The following is a 14718-nucleotide window of genomic DNA, read 5'->3' on the forward strand; positions in this document are numbered from 1 at the left end:
CACCGGTTGCGGGGACGAAAGCTGGTCCCTCTCGCTTCCCCGACCGGAGCCATCTTGATAGAAAGTGTCATGGCAGAGATGCCATGGCACTTTTTCTATTATGCCAAGAAGCGCGCGTCGCGGACATTTGTCAAATTCAGGCGTCAAGCTCTGGAAAAGCCACAGATCGATTGCTCGACCGGTTGGCAAGGCCTGTTTCACAATCTTGACAGCACGCGTCATTCCTGTTTCCTTCATAATTGTTGGATCTAACAGTCAACAATGGAAGGCCTGCCGATCATCTGTTTCGATGCGAAACAAGGGTGCCTACGAGACAAGAGTGCCTGTGAGGATGAAGACCTCTCGGAAGATCTCCTGATGGAAGAGCGTATTTAAGTGACAGAGAGCAGTTTAAGCCCCGATACGCCTTCCTTGGGCTCCAAAGCTTCCGGCAAGCTCGCAAGGGCAGCCAAGAGGGTGCGCGGCATGAAGGCGCGCAGCATGGTCGGGCTTGGTTTGCTGCTGTTGACGCTTTTTCTGGTCACCCTGCCGATCATCGCCCTTGTCGTGATTGCATTTGGTGATGCCGGGGATGTCTGGCCGCATCTGGTCTCGACTGTGTTGCCGCGCTCCGTGATGACTACCATCTGGCTGATGCTCGGTGTCGGCACCATGACGGCGCTGATCGGCGTTTCGACAGCATGGCTTGTCACCATGTGCCGCTTTCCCGGACAACAGATCTTTCAGTGGGCGCTTCTGATCCCGCTTGCCATCCCCACCTATATCGTCGCTTATGCATCTGTAGAGCTGCTTGATTATTCCGGCCCGGCCCAGAGCGCGCTGCGCTGGCTGTTCGGCTTTCGCAATGCTCGCGACTATTGGTTCCCCGAAGTGCGTTCGCTGGGCGGAGCCATCGTCGTGATGAGCCTTGTGCTCTACCCATATGTCTATCTCACCAGTCGAGCGACCTTCCTGCTGCAGTCCGCCTGCGCCCTTGATGTGTCGCGCACACTGGGAGCTGGACCCGTAAGGCTGTTCGCAGCGGTGGCGTTGCCGCTTGCACGGCCAGCCATCGTGGTCGGCATCACCCTCGCCATGATGGAATGTCTCAATGATATCGGGGCCGTGCAGTTTTTCGGCGTTAAAACCCTGACCTTCAGTGTCTATGACACATGGCTCAATCGGGCCAGTCTTGCAGGCGCTGCACAGATCTCGACGGTCATGCTGCTTGTGGTGTTGTTGCTCCTTTGGATCGAACGACGGGGTCGCCGACAGCAGCGCTATGCCGTCACCTCGCGTCGTTATCAGGCTCTGCCGAGCTATCAGCTCTCGGGACTGCGCTCCATTCTCGCCATGTTGGTCTGTCTTGCGCCGATTGTCCTTGGTTTTTTGCTGCCGGCGATGGTGCTGCTCAGATCCGCCATTCTCAACTGGAGCGAAAACCTCAGCGCGGACTATTTTTCCGCCATGGGCAATTCGCTCTTTCTGTCCAGCTTCGCCGCCATTCTGACTGCATCGGTCGGCATCACACTGGCCTATTTCGCGCGCCTTCAGAAAAATCGCCTCGTTGCGGGGTTCACGCGCATCGCATCCATCGGCTATGCCGTGCCGGGAACCGTGCTTGCGGTTGGCATCCTGATCCCGGTTGCAAGTCTCGACAATTTCATCGCTTCGAGTATGCGAGACCTGTTCGGGATTTCGACCGGGCTTTTGATCATCGGCTCAGGGGCGGCCATGCTGTATGCCTATTGTGTGCGCTTCATGGCCATGTCCTATGGGGCAGGGGAAACGGGCCTCCAGCGTGTGTCCCCCAATCTGGAAGCCGCTGCCCGCACCCTCGGCCGCAGTCCGATGCGGACACTCATCGAGATTGACTTGCCGATGATCCGCCCCGCGCTGGTCTCTGGTGCTTTGTTGGTGTTCGTTGATGTCATGAAAGAGCTGCCCGCAACAATTCTGCTCAGGCCCTTCAATTTCGATACACTGGCAACATTGGTGTATGGACAGGCATCTTTGGAAGCCTTTGAAAAGGGATCCCTGTCGGCCCTGACAATCGTTGCCGTGGGCATCTTGCCTGTCATTTTGCTCTCGCGAACCTCGACCCGATCCCATCAGAGTGAGTAATGCAGGCGCGCTGTTTTTCAGCTTGAAACAGAACGAAAAAAACCCGGAAAAGCCCGGGCATCAAGGTGGCGGAAAGTGCGACCTTATCGTTGGCCGCTTGAGACTGTAACGCCAGTGAGGCAACCACAGGCATGTGGCGACCGAGCACTGGCGTAATTCGACAATCACAACATACACCATGTCGATCATGCTTCGTAGTTAAAACTACGCAATTATGCAGCATTTTACATTGTGCGTTAACAAGAGATTAGGCACGCGCCCGCACAAAAAAGCATCGGCCTTTAGATGAATGCGCCCAATCCAGACTTGTAAAACACGCCCGCCCTTGCAACTGTTGCTTGGGTTTCGAGATATCGGGTCACGTGTCGATGGTTTATTTCGCTGAGACAACAAAGACATGGCCCTGCGGTCAGAGCTGCATGCACAGTGGCTGGCAAGGCATTGTGATGCGTGCGTATCATGATCCGCATTTGGGTTTGTCCGAAGAAGTCTGATTTGCCAAATGATGGCTCGAAACAGAGAGTAGACCATCAATTGGCTTGTAGGCCGTGAGAGGTTGCAGATTGGGAGAGCAGAATGAAGAAGGTTTACACCAGCGCCGCTGATGCGTTGGAAGGGCTCGTTTTCGACGGCATGACAATTGCTGTTGGTGGTTTCGGGTTGTGCGGCATCCCCGAAAATCTCATCATCGCCTTGCGCGAGACTGGTGTGAAAGACATTACGGTCGTCTCCAACAATTGCGGCGTTGACGACTTTGGCATGGGCCTGTTGCTGCAAACCCGCCAGATCAAGAAGATGGTTTCGTCATATGTCGGTGAAAATGCCGAATTCATGCGCCAGTATCTCTCCGGCGAGCTTGAACTGGAGTTCAATCCGCAAGGAACGCTAGCGGAGCGCCTGCGCGCCGGCGGCGCAGGAATCCCTGGCTTCTATACCAAAACCGGCGTTGGCACCCTGATTGCCGAAGGTAAGGAGCACAAGGACTTCGAGGGGGAAACCTACATCCTCGAACGGGGCATCAAGACGGATCTGGCCATTGTGAAGGCTTGGCGCGGAGATGAAAAGGGCAATCTCACCTATCGCAAGACCGCGATGAACTTCAATCCCGAATGTGCCACGGCAGGCAAGGTCACAATCGCGGAAGTCGAAGAAATGGTCCCGGTCGGCTCGCTCGACAAAATGGCCATTCATACCCCTGAAATCTTCGTCCAGCGCATCGTTCAGGGAAACCACGAAAAACGCATCGAGCAGCGCACGGTACGGGCCAGCTAAGGGGAGAGACGCACATGGCATGGACACGCGATCAAATGGCCGAACGGGCCGCCGCCGAACTGGAAGATGGCTTCTATGTGAACTTAGGCATCGGCATTCCCACTCTTGTCGCCAACTATGTGCCTTCGGATATGGAGATCACGCTCCAGTCGGAAAACGGCATGTTGGGCATGGGGCCTTTCCCTAGGGAAGACGAAGTCGACGCCGACCTGATCAATGCAGGCAAGCAGACGATCACGGAGTTGCCGCGCACCTCCTATTTCTCCTCCTCCCAGTCCTTTGGGATGATTCGGGGTGGACACATCGATCTTTCGGTGTTGGGGGCAATGGAAGTGGCCGAGAATGGTGACCTCGCAAACTGGATGATCCCGGGCAAGCTCGTCAAGGGCATGGGCGGTGCCATGGATTTGGTCTCGGGCGTCAAGCGCATCGTTATCGTCATGGATCACACCAACAAGAAGGGCGAGAGCAAGATCCTCAAGTCCTGCTCCCTGCCTCTCACCGGCAAGGCCGTTGTGGATCTCATCATCACGGATTTGGGCGTCATGGAAGTCCGCGAGGATGGCCTTTCTTTGATTGAGCTGGCTCCCGGCGTCGATGTCGATGAAGTCCAGGCGAAAACAGTAGCCAATCTGAAGGTTGATCTGAAATAGATTAGGTAATATTTACGAGGGTGTGAGGCGGTTGGGGAAACCAAAAGCGCATGGCGCGGCTTTCGGACGTTCGCCCGGCGGCACAAAAAGGAGCATCGCACGATTGATCTGCGGTGTGGGAGGCGATTGGCTATAGACCTGTTGAGGCTTCCTCCCATGCGGACGTTCAAGTGTCGATCCGATCCTGCATGCATTGCCGTGTTTTTGTTGTTAACCTGAAACCTTACCGTTTTTTGCTTTGTATTCGTGCGAGCAAGATCGTTAGTATGGCTCCGGAATTGAGATAAGACTATTCCTCGGCGTGATACGCTGGTCTCCCGTCGATTTTCAATCCAATCCGGGTCAAAACCGGTATGGAAATTCGTCTGATCCGTTCAAGCGGGATGATTGACCGGGCAACCGGTCCCACGATCAGGCCGAGTGAGAGTTCAAAAAGGAAAAGGTGCGGAACATGACGCCGACCACGCGGATCCGAATCCTGTGGGCCATATTTGCCGTTCTGGCTTTAGCCGGAGGACTTGCCGCTGCTTCTCCCTACCTGATCAACACCCGGGTTGCCAAAAAGGAGATCTCCAAGCAGATCTCCGAATGGATGGGCCTGCCTGTCAGCGTTCGCGGCGAGCCGGTCATCACGGTCTTTCCCTATTTGACCGTCAAGCTCAAGGATGTGGAAGTACAATCGAATCTGGGGCGCAGCGAGCCGCCTCTGGTCTCAATGGAAGCCCTGCGTGTTGAAATGCACTGGTTGCCGCTACTGCTCGGCAATTATGAGGTCCGCCGTTTCAATCTGATCAAGCCGACATTCGAATTTGCGCGTGACAAGGATGGCAACAGTTCGTGGGACATGACTGGTGGCTCTATTGTGACGACGGCACCGGACAATGGCCGTTTGACCTTGGCTGAGAACATCACTCTTGGTCGTTTCTGGATTTCCGGCGGCAAGTTGCACTATCGAGATGAGGCGACAGGCCAAGACGAGAATATCGACGACATCGTCTTGCAGTTCGAATGGCCAAGCACCGAAGAGCGCGCAACGATCGAGGGACGCTTCGACTGGCGCGGTCAACCGATTTCGCTTATGGCCCGGTCTGACAAGCCAACAGAATTGTTCGGAGGCGCTCTCTCGCCACTGACCGCCGAGATCTCCTCACCCCTGTTTGAAATGAAGGGCGATGGCACAGCCGGCACGATGGCCAATTTGCAGTTGGAAGGTGATTTTTCTTTCAAGACGTCATCCTTGCGCGATTTTCTCGGCTGGATCGATCTTCCCGTTGGCTCGGTGGGGGGACTGGAAGAGGCATCCATGACGGCGCGTGCCAACTTTGCAGGCGAGTCCGTTGCCTTTTCAGATCTGTCGCTGATGCTCGATGGCAATCGCGCAGATGGTGTCATTCAACTCGATTTCCGCCGCGACCGTGCGCTTGTACAAGGCACTCTTGCAGGGGATTCGCTCGACCTTACGCCTTATTTCGGCAATCGCGAGGGCGAAGTGCCTCTGGTGGATCAGCCCTTGTCGCTTAATGATATGGGCCGGGCAGATCTTGATATCCGCCTGTCGGCAAATCAGGTGGTCATGGGGTCGATGACTCTGGGCCGTGCCGCAGCGACGCTTGTCACGCGCGATCAGCAGATGTCCTTTTCTCTTGGCGAGGCCTATGTCTATGGCGGACGCATCGAGGCGAGTTTGGACATGCGCCCGGCCAAAGAAAACTCTCAACTGATCAACGCCCATCTGCGTGGCAAGACCAATGGATTGCTGGCGGGCAGCTTCACCCGCGAAGCCTTGCAGCAGGACCTGCTTACCGGAACCGCACTCGCCGAAATTGACATTCAGGGCGAGGGACGGAGCCTGATGGAGCTGCTGAACACCTCGCAAGGGACAGCGTCGCTGGTTCTGACGGATGGCGAATTCAAACGATTCAATCTCGATGGCCTTCAGGATGCTTTGGAACTCAAGGAAGATATCGCGTCCGATACGCTCTATGCCAAAAGCTCGCGTTTCGATGTCCTGTCCATTCGTGGACGGATGGATGACCGTATCCTTGGCATTGACGGCATTCGCATGACGTCGGGAAATCGCGCGCTGGTTGGAACAGCAGACCTTGATCTCGAAAGGATGACACTCGACTTCCCCGGAACACTGGCACTCTACAACACGGCTGACCCGGCAAGTCAGTCGACAGAAGATCCGGTTGAAGCGTTCGAGTTCCGTCTGAAGGGGCCGATTGCCAATCCAACCCTGACGCGACGCGCGAAAAGTGACAGCCAGCAGCCACGGGATCAGGATATTCTTGCGCCGGGGGTTCCCGCAACGATGCCGGGTGCATCGGAGCGAGGACAGAGACAGCCCGCTGCGGAACCTTCATCTGAAGCGACCAAGGAGCCTGAAGAAGAGGCGACCCCGGATGAAGCTCCGGTGGGGCAGGATGCCCTGCCTGGTTTAGGCGAAGATCTAGCTGCAGTGCCTCCTGCGACAGATGCTCCAGACACCGAACAGAGCAGTTTTGAAGCCTTGGAGGAATCTGTCGGGGAAGCAGCGAAGAAAGCTCTTGAAAGCCTGCTGCCCTCAGGGAGCGACGACAACACGCAGTGAGCGAAAATTCGGCGCGTATGCAATGTGCTGCTGGTGACACCTAAAGCGGCTTGGCGTCGTTAATGGAAAGTTTTCCGATCAGCTGCTAGCATGTCGATGCAATCCGAATGCGGGCGTGTTTTGTCGATGACATCGAACCGTCGGAGGCGGAGGACCATTCTCACGTTGGATATCGGGACGAATGAAAGAGGAGATGATCGGTGCGATTTGCTTCCATGCTGACCAGTCTGGGTAAGGCCTTGCTCGCATCTTTGGTAACGGGAACGGTGCTGATGGTGGTTGGCATCACAACCAGAGATATTTTCCCCGGCATGTCCATCTACATCGACCAACTGACGGATGCGATGGAACTGACAATCAACTGGCTTGTGATCTGGGCCGTGCCCAATACATTGCTCGGCATGGTGGTCATCATGCCGATCTGGTTCATACTTATTCTGTTCGGCCCCAAGTCCTGACGTCCCGCCAGTCCTATCTTTGATGTCGGTGTCAGGTGTGCACCTGTCACTGATCACCACGTCTTGATGGATCGATCCACTTCTCAAGAACCTGTGTCGGGCTCACATTGTAGCCGAGGCTTTCATAGAATGCCTGCACGGGCTCGTTGCCTGTTCGCACCATCAACTGCATTTTCCAGCCGCCCATCGACAGAAGCCACTGCTCGGCTGCTTTCATGATCTGTCTGCCAAACCCCTTGCCCTGATGGTTGGGCGAAACCGAGAGGTAGTAAACCCAGCCCCGATGTCCGTCAAACCCGGCCATGATGGACGCAAGGATCTGGCCGTTCGGCTCAAGCCGGCCGACCAAAATGGTTGAGCTGGAGGATGAGCGCGCCACGGCAATATCGTTGTTCGGATCGTTCCAAGGCCGCGTCAGATTGCAGGCCTGCCAGAGCGCGATGACATCCGTCACGTCAGTATCTTCAATCTCAGAGATGATCAGGTCTGACATGATGTTCTTCAGTCCTCGTTGTCAGGGGAGGGGGCATTATTGGAGGACTATTGAAGCACCTTGCCCGGATTCATCAGGCCCTTGGGATCAAGAAGGGTCTTGATCTGATGCATCAATTCAAGTTCCACCGGATCCTTGACACCCGGCAGCAGATCGCGCTTCAGAACGCCAATGCCGTGTTCGGCAGAAATTGAACCTTCAAGATCGGCGACGATGGCATGGACCATCGCATTGATCTCCTCCCAGCGGTTGAGGAATGCGTCCCTGTCTGCACCGATTGGTTGGGAGATGTTGAAATGTAGATTGCCATCCCCCAGATGACCGAATGCGACCGGACGGCAGCCGGGAATGGCTTCAAGGCAGGCCGGAATGGCGCGATCCAGAAAGTCCGGGATCGCATGGGTCGGAACCGAAATGTCGTGCTTGATCGATCCGCCTTCTTCCTTCTGAACCTCGCTCAGGCCGTGCCGTATATGCCAGATGTCCTGCATCTGCCTGGTGTTTTCAGCCAGAACCGCATCCCGGATCAAATCCGCATCGAAGGCTTCCTCGAGCATGGTTTCCATCAACTCGCGCCCGTTGATGGCATCCGAACCGATGGACAGTTCAAGCAGACAATACCAAGGATGGGCCTCGACGAGCGGGTCTCGAGCCCCTTCCAGATGGCGAACGGCAAACTCCATTCCGATGCGCGGCATGAGCTCAAATCCGGTCAGCATCGATCCGACACGGGAACGCGCAATGTTGAAGATGCGCAAGGCGTCCCGTGGCGTCTCGATGCCTGCCAAGGCCACCTGACGATCCCGTGGCAGAGGATAGAGTTTGAGCGATGCCGCCGTGATAATGCCCAGCGTCCCTTCGGCACCGATGAACAGATGCTTGAGGTCATAGCCTGTGTTGTCCTTGCGCAGGCTGCGCAGCCCTCGCATGATGCGCCCATCCGGCAGGACGACTTCAAGACCAAGCACCATGTCCCGTGCGTTGCCATAGGCCAGCACGCTGGTACCACCTGCGTTGGTGGAAAGGTTGCCGCCGATCTGGCAGGAGCCCTGTGCACCAAGGGCCAACGGGAAAAACCGGTCAGCCTCTTCGGCTGCCTTTTGCACCGTCTCGAGCACGACGCCAGCTTCGACCACCGCCACATTGCCCTCGATGTCGAGAGAGCGGATCCGCTTGAGCCGCTCGAGTGAGACAATCACCTGCGCGTTGGACTGATCCGTTATCTGGCCACCCACCAATCCCGTATTTCCGCCTTGTGGAACGATCGCGACGTTTCTGGCATAGGCCAGTGTCATGATAGCACTCACCTCATCTGTATTGCCTGGCCGAAGCACGAGCGGGCATATCCCGAAGAATTTGTTGCGCCATTCCCTGCAATAGGGGGCGATGTCGGCCGGCTCGGTCAGACAATGCTGTTCGCCGATCAGCGCCTTGAAGTCGTCAAGGACATCAGGAGCGAGACCAGATGACGCTTCATTGGCGGGAGGGGAGAGTTTCGAGGTCACGAGAGGAGATCTTGCATCATGTGGTGGAAAAACAAAAGCCGCCAGAGCGGCGGTCAAATTGGCTGTTGGGAGGCTCAAACTAGCAGAATCAGGTGACAGTTCCTAGTCTCTCATCGATCCATCGACACTTTCTGACCCAACGGAACGTGAGATTGCGTTTTTTCCAGATCCCAAGCGGCGTGCAACAGTGCGTGAGATCAGATTTCTTCACTCAATGATCAGACTTGTTCACAATTTATCGGTTGTAATCATAGGCGTATTAACCCAAGCTTTGTTGCCATGGGTTGCAATTCGCTCTATCATGCGCGCTATCTGCGAAAAGGCACTCGGTCGTGACTAGTTTCGAATAGTGTCTTTGGATGCCAAGTCTGCAAGACAGTGTTTCTGGTCATTTTGTCAATTGTCACTATCAACTGCAATAGTTACGCACAGAGTGTCAGTCTTTGAATGACGTTTTTTGGACTTCCTCGCTCATATTTAGCTGCCTTAGACTGGAAAAGGATGGTAAATCTTTAAAAATTCACTATAAAATTAACATGCACGATTAGTTCTGCATCACAGCAAGGGGACAGCTGGATGCCTTCACAGGGTATAACACGTAAGAGACCTGTTCAGCGTATGAACAGCGTTCACAGACGACTCGAGATCGTTAATGCAGCGTTTGATTGCATCGCTGCAACGGGTCACTTGTCGACTTCCACCACAGAGCTTGCCTATAAGGTTGGGATCTCCCAGCCAGCGATCTTCAGGCATTTCCGCTCAAAACAGCAATTGCATCAGGCTATATTGGATGAAGCCAATCAGCGCGTCATCGAAGAGCTGAAACGCAACATCAGCAATTCGGAGAGCTGGAACAGTCCGCTTGTCCTGCTGCGTCAGATCATCATTCAGATGGGCGAAAGCTTCAAGAGGGAGCCGGGCGTCTGGCTCACCTTGATCTGTCAGCGCTCCATCGCAGCCGAGGCAGAAATGCTGGATGAACAGTCCGGTATTTCTGGCAACAAGGATGCCATTGAACAGCTGAGCTACGCTCTCGAGCGTCTCGGCAATGCTGCGATTGACAACAAACAGGTTCAACAGGATACGAGGGCGGCAGATCTTAGCAAAACGTGCCTCGCTGTGCTGATTGGCATGGGGCAACTGTGGCTGAATGGCGGTTGCGAATTTGATCTCAGTGAACGTCTGGACTTCGCGGTCCGGGGGATCATTGCCGGTTACAAGTCAACCGAGGGCGAAATCGACGTTCCGATGTCTGCCATCGCCTGAACATTCAATACAGCAAGCATCCGGTCGACAGCACAAGTGCCGACTGGACAAAAGACAGATCACCGGTCAATCAGGCAAGTTGGGTTATGCCACTTGCCTGATGGCTGGTTTTTTATTTGTTTCTGGCGTTTGCCGCTGCCCGCAAGAGCACCTCTTGCGGTCTGTCGGCTTTGCCTACTGCCCATCTCTGCATCAAGCAACGCAGCTGTTTGAAAGTGCGCTTTCCACAAGCGGTTAAGAAATTGTAACAAAGATTGAGCAATGCTGCCGACCGCTGTGAAATTTAGGCGTTGCCTTTTTGCATCGACATGATGGATAAAGGCCGGACAATGGTGCTTAAGCAACGCCCCTGACGCGGCGCCGCTGCTGTTTGATACAGAGTGCCCTTGCCACATCTCCTAGCGCACTCTTCGTGTTTGCGGAGACCATCTGCCACAATTTGCCGTCCAAGCAGGATCGGAGTGGGTCAGCAGTCTCCGTGCCGGATGCGCTACCCTGAAGCTTGCTTGATAGCAAAAAGACACGCGAACCAGTCGCGACGGACGTTTAAGAGGGTTTTATATGTCTGAAAAGCCGCAATTGATGAAGGGCAAACGTGGCCTGATCATGGGTGTTGCCAACAACCGCTCTATCGCTTGGGGCATTGCCAAAGCATGTCGGGACGCCGGCGCGGAACTGGCGCTGACCTATCAGGGTGACGCTCTCAAGAAGCGGGTTGATCCGCTTGCCGAACAGCTGGACGCCTTTGTCGCCGGTCATTGCGACGTGACCGTTCCGGAGACCATCGACGAGGTCTTCGCCAATATCGAGAAGGAATGGGGCAAAATCGACTTTGTCGTTCACTGCATCGCCTATTCCGACAAGGACGAACTCACCGGCCGCTATATTGAAACAAGCGCCGAGAACTTCTCCAAGTCCTTGTTCATCTCCTGCTACTCCTTCACCGCGATTGCCCAGCGTGCGGAGAAGCTGATGAAAGAGGGTGGCTCTTTGTTGACGCTGACCTACTATGGTGCCGAAAAGGTCATGCCGCACTACAATGTGATGGGTGTTGCCAAATCTGCGCTGGAAACGTCTGTGCGCTATCTGGCTGAGGATCTGGGCAAACAGAACATTCGCGTCAATGCGATTTCTGCTGGTCCGATCAAAACGCTCGCAGCTTCCGGCATCGGCGACTTCCGCTATATCCTGAAATGGAACGAGTATAACTCTCCCTTGCGTCGCACGGTTACGATTGATGAAGTCGGCGATTCCGCTGTCTATTTCCTCTCTGACTATTCTCGCGGTGTGACGGGTGAAGTGCTCCACGTCGATTCGGGCTATCACGTTGTCGGCATGAAGGCCGTCGACGCGCCGGACATCTCGGTAAACTAATTACCGGGCTGCAACGCGCGGATGTACCGAAGCAACAAGGCATCCGGTGTCGGATGCCTTTCTGGTGTATGACTTTCGTCTGATCCCGGATCCCGGCCTTTGCCGGTTGACCCGGGATCTTTTTTTGTGCCTAAAGATGGCATGCCAATCTTTGCCCCATAAACAATCCTTTTCCTGAGGAGGTCAGCCCAAGGCTGAGTGCTGCAGGAGGCACAAGGAGAGATGATGTCGACCCCGCCGATTTTCTATATCCGTCATGGTGAGACAGACTGGAACGCCGAATTCCGCTATCAGGGTCAGAAGGACATTCCGCTCAATGCCAAGGGGGAAGGGCAGGCGCAGCGAAATGGTCGGCGGCTGGCAGAGCTTTTGCCTGATCCGACCGGGGTTGATCTTTTCTGCAGTCCCATGACCCGAACGCGCCAGACTCTCGCGCTGGCTCTGGAAGCCGCTGGCTGGACGGACAGCCCATGGGCTCGGACCTGTGTGTTCGAGGAAAGATTGCGGGAATTCTCGTTCGGAGACTGGGAAGGGTGGACCCTTGAGGAAATCAGGGAGCGTGAACCTGAACAATACCTGAAGCGCGAGCAGGACAAATGGGCGACCAAGATGCCCAATGGCGAGAGCTATGAGGACTTGTCCTTGCGTGTCGGCGCATGGTTTCACAAGCTCGACAAACCGACCGTTGTGATTGCGCATGGGGGTGTTTTGAGAATTGTCCGTCACTTTCTGGAGAAGATTCCTCAACAGGAAGCGCCCTTGTTGAAAACGCCGCAAGACAAAATTTACTTTTGGTCCGGCACCGAAGCAAGCTGGTTATAGGCGAAGTCCTGCTTTAGAAAGACCAGTTGACGCAGAGGGTTAGGAAATTCTGGAGCGATTGCATCTCGCTGCTCTTTTTGGTCAGGTCATGCCATATTCGGTGACGTGCCGCGACAATTACAATTTTATCGTTCAAAATGACGAAGCTTAAAGGGCTTTCTGATATTTATTTCCCATGAGTTCGTGTGCAAGGAGACGAGGGTGTGAAACCTCGCCACTGAGTATCGATAGGGGATTGGAATATGAGAAGACCATTGGTGTCGGCTGCGTTTGTTCTGATGATCGGTGTTTTGTCCCAATCCACCCCAGCGGCCAATGCCGCAGGGCAACACGAAAATCCACTCGCCAATCTGTCATTCGTTTGCGAAGGGGGCAATGAGTCCGCTGGACACGACTATTACTTCAACACCAAGGTCGCAAGCGTCGAGCGGATCGACTATCGATTCCCGCAAAGAGGCGTGGTGTTTGAATTTGGCGGAGCGACAGAAGGAAAATTGACCCCCAACTGGAGCTTCGAGACGCTCAGTGATGTCAGCGAAGATCGCATCATGCTGTATGAGCGTGTGTCTTTGAGGACTGAGTCCCAAAACAAGCATGTCTACCGGACCTATGAGATTTACCGTCAGAGCGGCAATGTCTATATGGTGCTTTACGATGGCGTCAACGGCGCCCGTGACTGGACCTACAAGACCACGCGTCCATGTGGCACCAAGAAAGGCAACAAGATCGTGCAGCCCAGCGCCAGAAAATACTGGTCGACCACGATGATGCGTTAAGGCGTGCGCTTTCTTCGAGGGCCAAGCTCAAAACGCCAAGCTCCGAAGACCAACCACAGAAGGTCTCGCTCCAAAGACTTTTCCCCAACGGTCTGGTCATTCATCTGATGGCAATGGCTCGGTTGACGCGCCGCTCCCAACGATCGCCGACAGGCTCACCATCAGAAAATGCCCGTTTGACCTTTGCCTTCCTGCTCTTTAATACATCCACAGCAGAAATTCTTAACCGGCTTGTCGCAGGGGCGCCCATGGTGCGACCGGCTGGCAGGCGTTAAAGCGGGACGGTCTTCCATGTCGCACAACAGTTTTGGACATCTTTTTCGCGTCACGACCTGGGGCGAAAGCCATGGGCCGGCAATCGGCTGCACCATCGATGGCTGCCCCTCTCTGGTCCCCTTGGTCAAGGAAGACATCCAGGGTGATCTCGATCGCCGTCGCCCCGGCCAGTCGCGCTACACGACCCAACGGCAGGAGCCCGACCAGATCGAGATTCTGTCCGGAGTTTTTGCGCATCCCGAAACGGGCGAACAGGTAACCACCGGCACATCGATCGGTTTGATCATTCACAACACCGATCAGCGGTCGAAGGATTATGGCGATATTGCCGAGCGATATCGTCCCGGTCATGCCGATTACACCTATGACGCCAAATATGGCATTCGCGACTATCGCGGCGGTGGACGGTCCTCTGCACGAGAAACCGCCATGCGTGTCGCCGCAGGTGCCGTTGCTCGTAAGCTCTTGCCTAATGTTTCCATCCGCGGCGCTCTGGTGCAGATGGGACTGCACAAGATCAACCGGGACAACTGGGACTGGAAGGAAGTGGGCAACAATCCCTTCTTCTGTCCCGACAAGGAAGCTGCCGAACAGTGGGCTGACTATCTTGATGACATTCGCAAGTCCGGCTCCTCATGCGGAGCCGTGATCGAAGTGGTGGCATCCGGCGTGTCTGCTGGTCTTGGCGCACCAATTTACGCCAAGCTCGATCAGGATATTGCCAGCGCCATGATGTCGATTAATGCCGTCAAGGGCGTGGAGATCGGTGAAGGCTTTGAGGCTGCCGCGCTGACCGGCGAGGAAAATGCCGATGAAATGCGCATCGGCCCAGATGGCAAGCCGAATTTCCTCTCCAATCACGCAGGGGGCATTCTGGGCGGCATATCAAACGGTCAGGACGTCGTGGTCCGGTTCGCCATCAAGCCCACCAGCTCAATTCTGACGCCCAAGAAGTCCATAACCCGCTCGGGAAATGAAGTGGATGTGATGACCAAGGGGCGTCATGATCCTTGCGTCGGCATCCGGGCTGTGCCGGTTGGCGAAGCCATGCTGGCCCTCGTTCTGGCCGACCACACCTTGCTCCATCGCGCGCAGCAAGGGGGCGAACGTTGAATAGCGTGGTCCGG

The 14718-nt window shown here is 55.2% G+C and carries 13 protein-coding genes; 10 read left to right on the plus strand and 3 right to left on the minus strand.

Annotated elements, in window-relative coordinates:
• Positions 1–411 precede the first annotated feature (411 nt).
• The 5 genes from CPH65_RS13740 to CPH65_RS13760 all read left to right on the plus strand — a co-directional run bounded on the left by CPH65_RS13740 (position 412) and on the right by CPH65_RS13760 (position 7079).
• Positions 412–2103 (plus strand): iron ABC transporter permease, encoded by a 1692-nt coding sequence (locus CPH65_RS13740; protein WP_244574406.1) that lies wholly within the window; start codon positions 412–414, stop codon positions 2101–2103.
• Positions 2104–2679: 576 nt separating this feature from the next.
• The gene (locus CPH65_RS13745) at positions 2680–3375 is read left to right on the plus strand and encodes a CoA transferase subunit A (protein WP_096174019.1); all 696 of its coding nucleotides are present in this window, start codon (positions 2680–2682) and stop codon (positions 3373–3375) included.
• 14 nt (positions 3376–3389) lie between these two features.
• Positions 3390–4028, plus strand: a complete 639-nt coding sequence (locus CPH65_RS13750; RefSeq protein ID WP_096174022.1) for a CoA transferase subunit B — start codon at positions 3390–3392, stop codon at positions 4026–4028.
• Between the two features lie 451 nt (positions 4029–4479).
• Complete coding sequence (locus tag CPH65_RS13755; protein WP_096174025.1) at positions 4480–6621, plus strand: AsmA family protein; 2142 nt, start codon at positions 4480–4482, stop codon at positions 6619–6621.
• A 200-nt stretch (positions 6622–6821) separates the two neighbouring features.
• Entirely contained in the window at positions 6822–7079 is a 258-nt protein-coding gene (locus tag CPH65_RS13760; protein WP_157747687.1) for a hypothetical protein, read from the plus strand.
• Positions 7080–7125: 46 nt separating this feature from the next.
• On the opposite strand, the gene CPH65_RS13765 is transcribed toward CPH65_RS13760, so the two are convergent.
• Both CPH65_RS13765 and CPH65_RS13770 read right to left on the minus strand, forming a co-directional pair.
• Entirely contained in the window at positions 7126–7572 is a 447-nt protein-coding gene (locus CPH65_RS13765; RefSeq protein ID WP_096174030.1) for a GNAT family acetyltransferase, read from the minus strand.
• A 47-nt stretch (positions 7573–7619) separates the two neighbouring features.
• Positions 7620–9077, minus strand: a complete 1458-nt coding sequence (locus CPH65_RS13770) for an FAD-binding oxidoreductase (protein WP_197703846.1) — start codon at positions 9075–9077, stop codon at positions 7620–7622.
• Positions 9078–9695: 618 nt separating this feature from the next.
• Between CPH65_RS13770 and CPH65_RS13775 the strand changes: the two genes are divergently transcribed.
• Complete coding sequence (locus CPH65_RS13775; protein WP_157747688.1) at positions 9696–10343, plus strand: TetR/AcrR family transcriptional regulator; 648 nt, start codon at positions 9696–9698, stop codon at positions 10341–10343.
• A gap of 59 nt (positions 10344–10402) precedes the next feature.
• Here the strand turns inward: CPH65_RS13775 and CPH65_RS23925 are convergent, their stop codons facing one another.
• Complete coding sequence (locus tag CPH65_RS23925) at positions 10403–10738, minus strand: hypothetical protein (protein ID WP_157747689.1); 336 nt, start codon at positions 10736–10738, stop codon at positions 10403–10405.
• A 166-nt stretch (positions 10739–10904) separates the two neighbouring features.
• Here CPH65_RS23925 and fabI point away from each other — a divergent pair, with 166 nt between their 5' ends.
• The 4 genes from fabI (at position 10905) to aroC (ending at position 14704) form a co-directional block, all read left to right on the plus strand.
• The gene (gene fabI, locus CPH65_RS13780) at positions 10905–11717 is read left to right on the plus strand and encodes an enoyl-ACP reductase FabI (protein ID WP_096174035.1); all 813 of its coding nucleotides are present in this window, start codon (positions 10905–10907) and stop codon (positions 11715–11717) included.
• 225 nt (positions 11718–11942) lie between these two features.
• Positions 11943–12539: a histidine phosphatase family protein gene (locus CPH65_RS13785; RefSeq protein WP_096176410.1), complete on the plus strand. Its 597-nt coding sequence runs from the start codon at positions 11943–11945 to the stop codon at positions 12537–12539.
• A gap of 242 nt (positions 12540–12781) precedes the next feature.
• Positions 12782–13315 (plus strand): hypothetical protein, encoded by a 534-nt coding sequence (locus CPH65_RS13790; RefSeq protein WP_157747690.1) that lies wholly within the window; start codon positions 12782–12784, stop codon positions 13313–13315.
• A 291-nt stretch (positions 13316–13606) separates the two neighbouring features.
• The gene (gene aroC, locus CPH65_RS13795; RefSeq protein ID WP_096174040.1) at positions 13607–14704 is read left to right on the plus strand and encodes a chorismate synthase; all 1098 of its coding nucleotides are present in this window, start codon (positions 13607–13609) and stop codon (positions 14702–14704) included.
• Positions 14705–14718: the final 14 nt, after the last annotated feature.

Origin of the sequence: Cohaesibacter sp. ES.047, assembly GCF_900215505.1 — a bacterium.
GTDB lineage: Bacteria > Pseudomonadota > Alphaproteobacteria > Rhizobiales > Cohaesibacteraceae > Cohaesibacter.

Bases quoted from the DNA above. Each gene is read 5' to 3' on its own strand.
- CPH65_RS13745 (WP_096174019.1), top strand. From the start codon at position 2,680: ATGAAGAAGGTTTACACCAGCGCCGCTGATGCGTTGGAAGGGCTCGTT.
- CPH65_RS13750 (WP_096174022.1), top strand. From the start codon at position 3,390: ATGGCATGGACACGCGATCAAATGGCCGAACGGGCCGCCGCCGAACTG.
- CPH65_RS13755 (WP_096174025.1), top strand. From the start codon at position 4,480: ATGACGCCGACCACGCGGATCCGAATCCTGTGGGCCATATTTGCCGTT.
- CPH65_RS13765 (WP_096174030.1), bottom strand. From the start codon at position 7,572: ATGTCAGACCTGATCATCTCTGAGATTGAAGATACTGACGTGACGGAT.
- CPH65_RS13775 (WP_157747688.1), top strand. From the start codon at position 9,696: ATGAACAGCGTTCACAGACGACTCGAGATCGTTAATGCAGCGTTTGAT.
- CPH65_RS23925 (WP_157747689.1), bottom strand. From the start codon at position 10,738: ATGTGGCAAGGGCACTCTGTATCAAACAGCAGCGGCGCCGCGTCAGGG.
- fabI (WP_096174035.1), top strand. From the start codon at position 10,905: ATGTCTGAAAAGCCGCAATTGATGAAGGGCAAACGTGGCCTGATCATG.
- CPH65_RS13785 (WP_096176410.1), top strand. From the start codon at position 11,943: ATGTCGACCCCGCCGATTTTCTATATCCGTCATGGTGAGACAGACTGG.
- CPH65_RS13790 (WP_157747690.1), top strand. From the start codon at position 12,782: ATGAGAAGACCATTGGTGTCGGCTGCGTTTGTTCTGATGATCGGTGTT.
- aroC (WP_096174040.1), top strand. From the start codon at position 13,607: ATGTCGCACAACAGTTTTGGACATCTTTTTCGCGTCACGACCTGGGGC.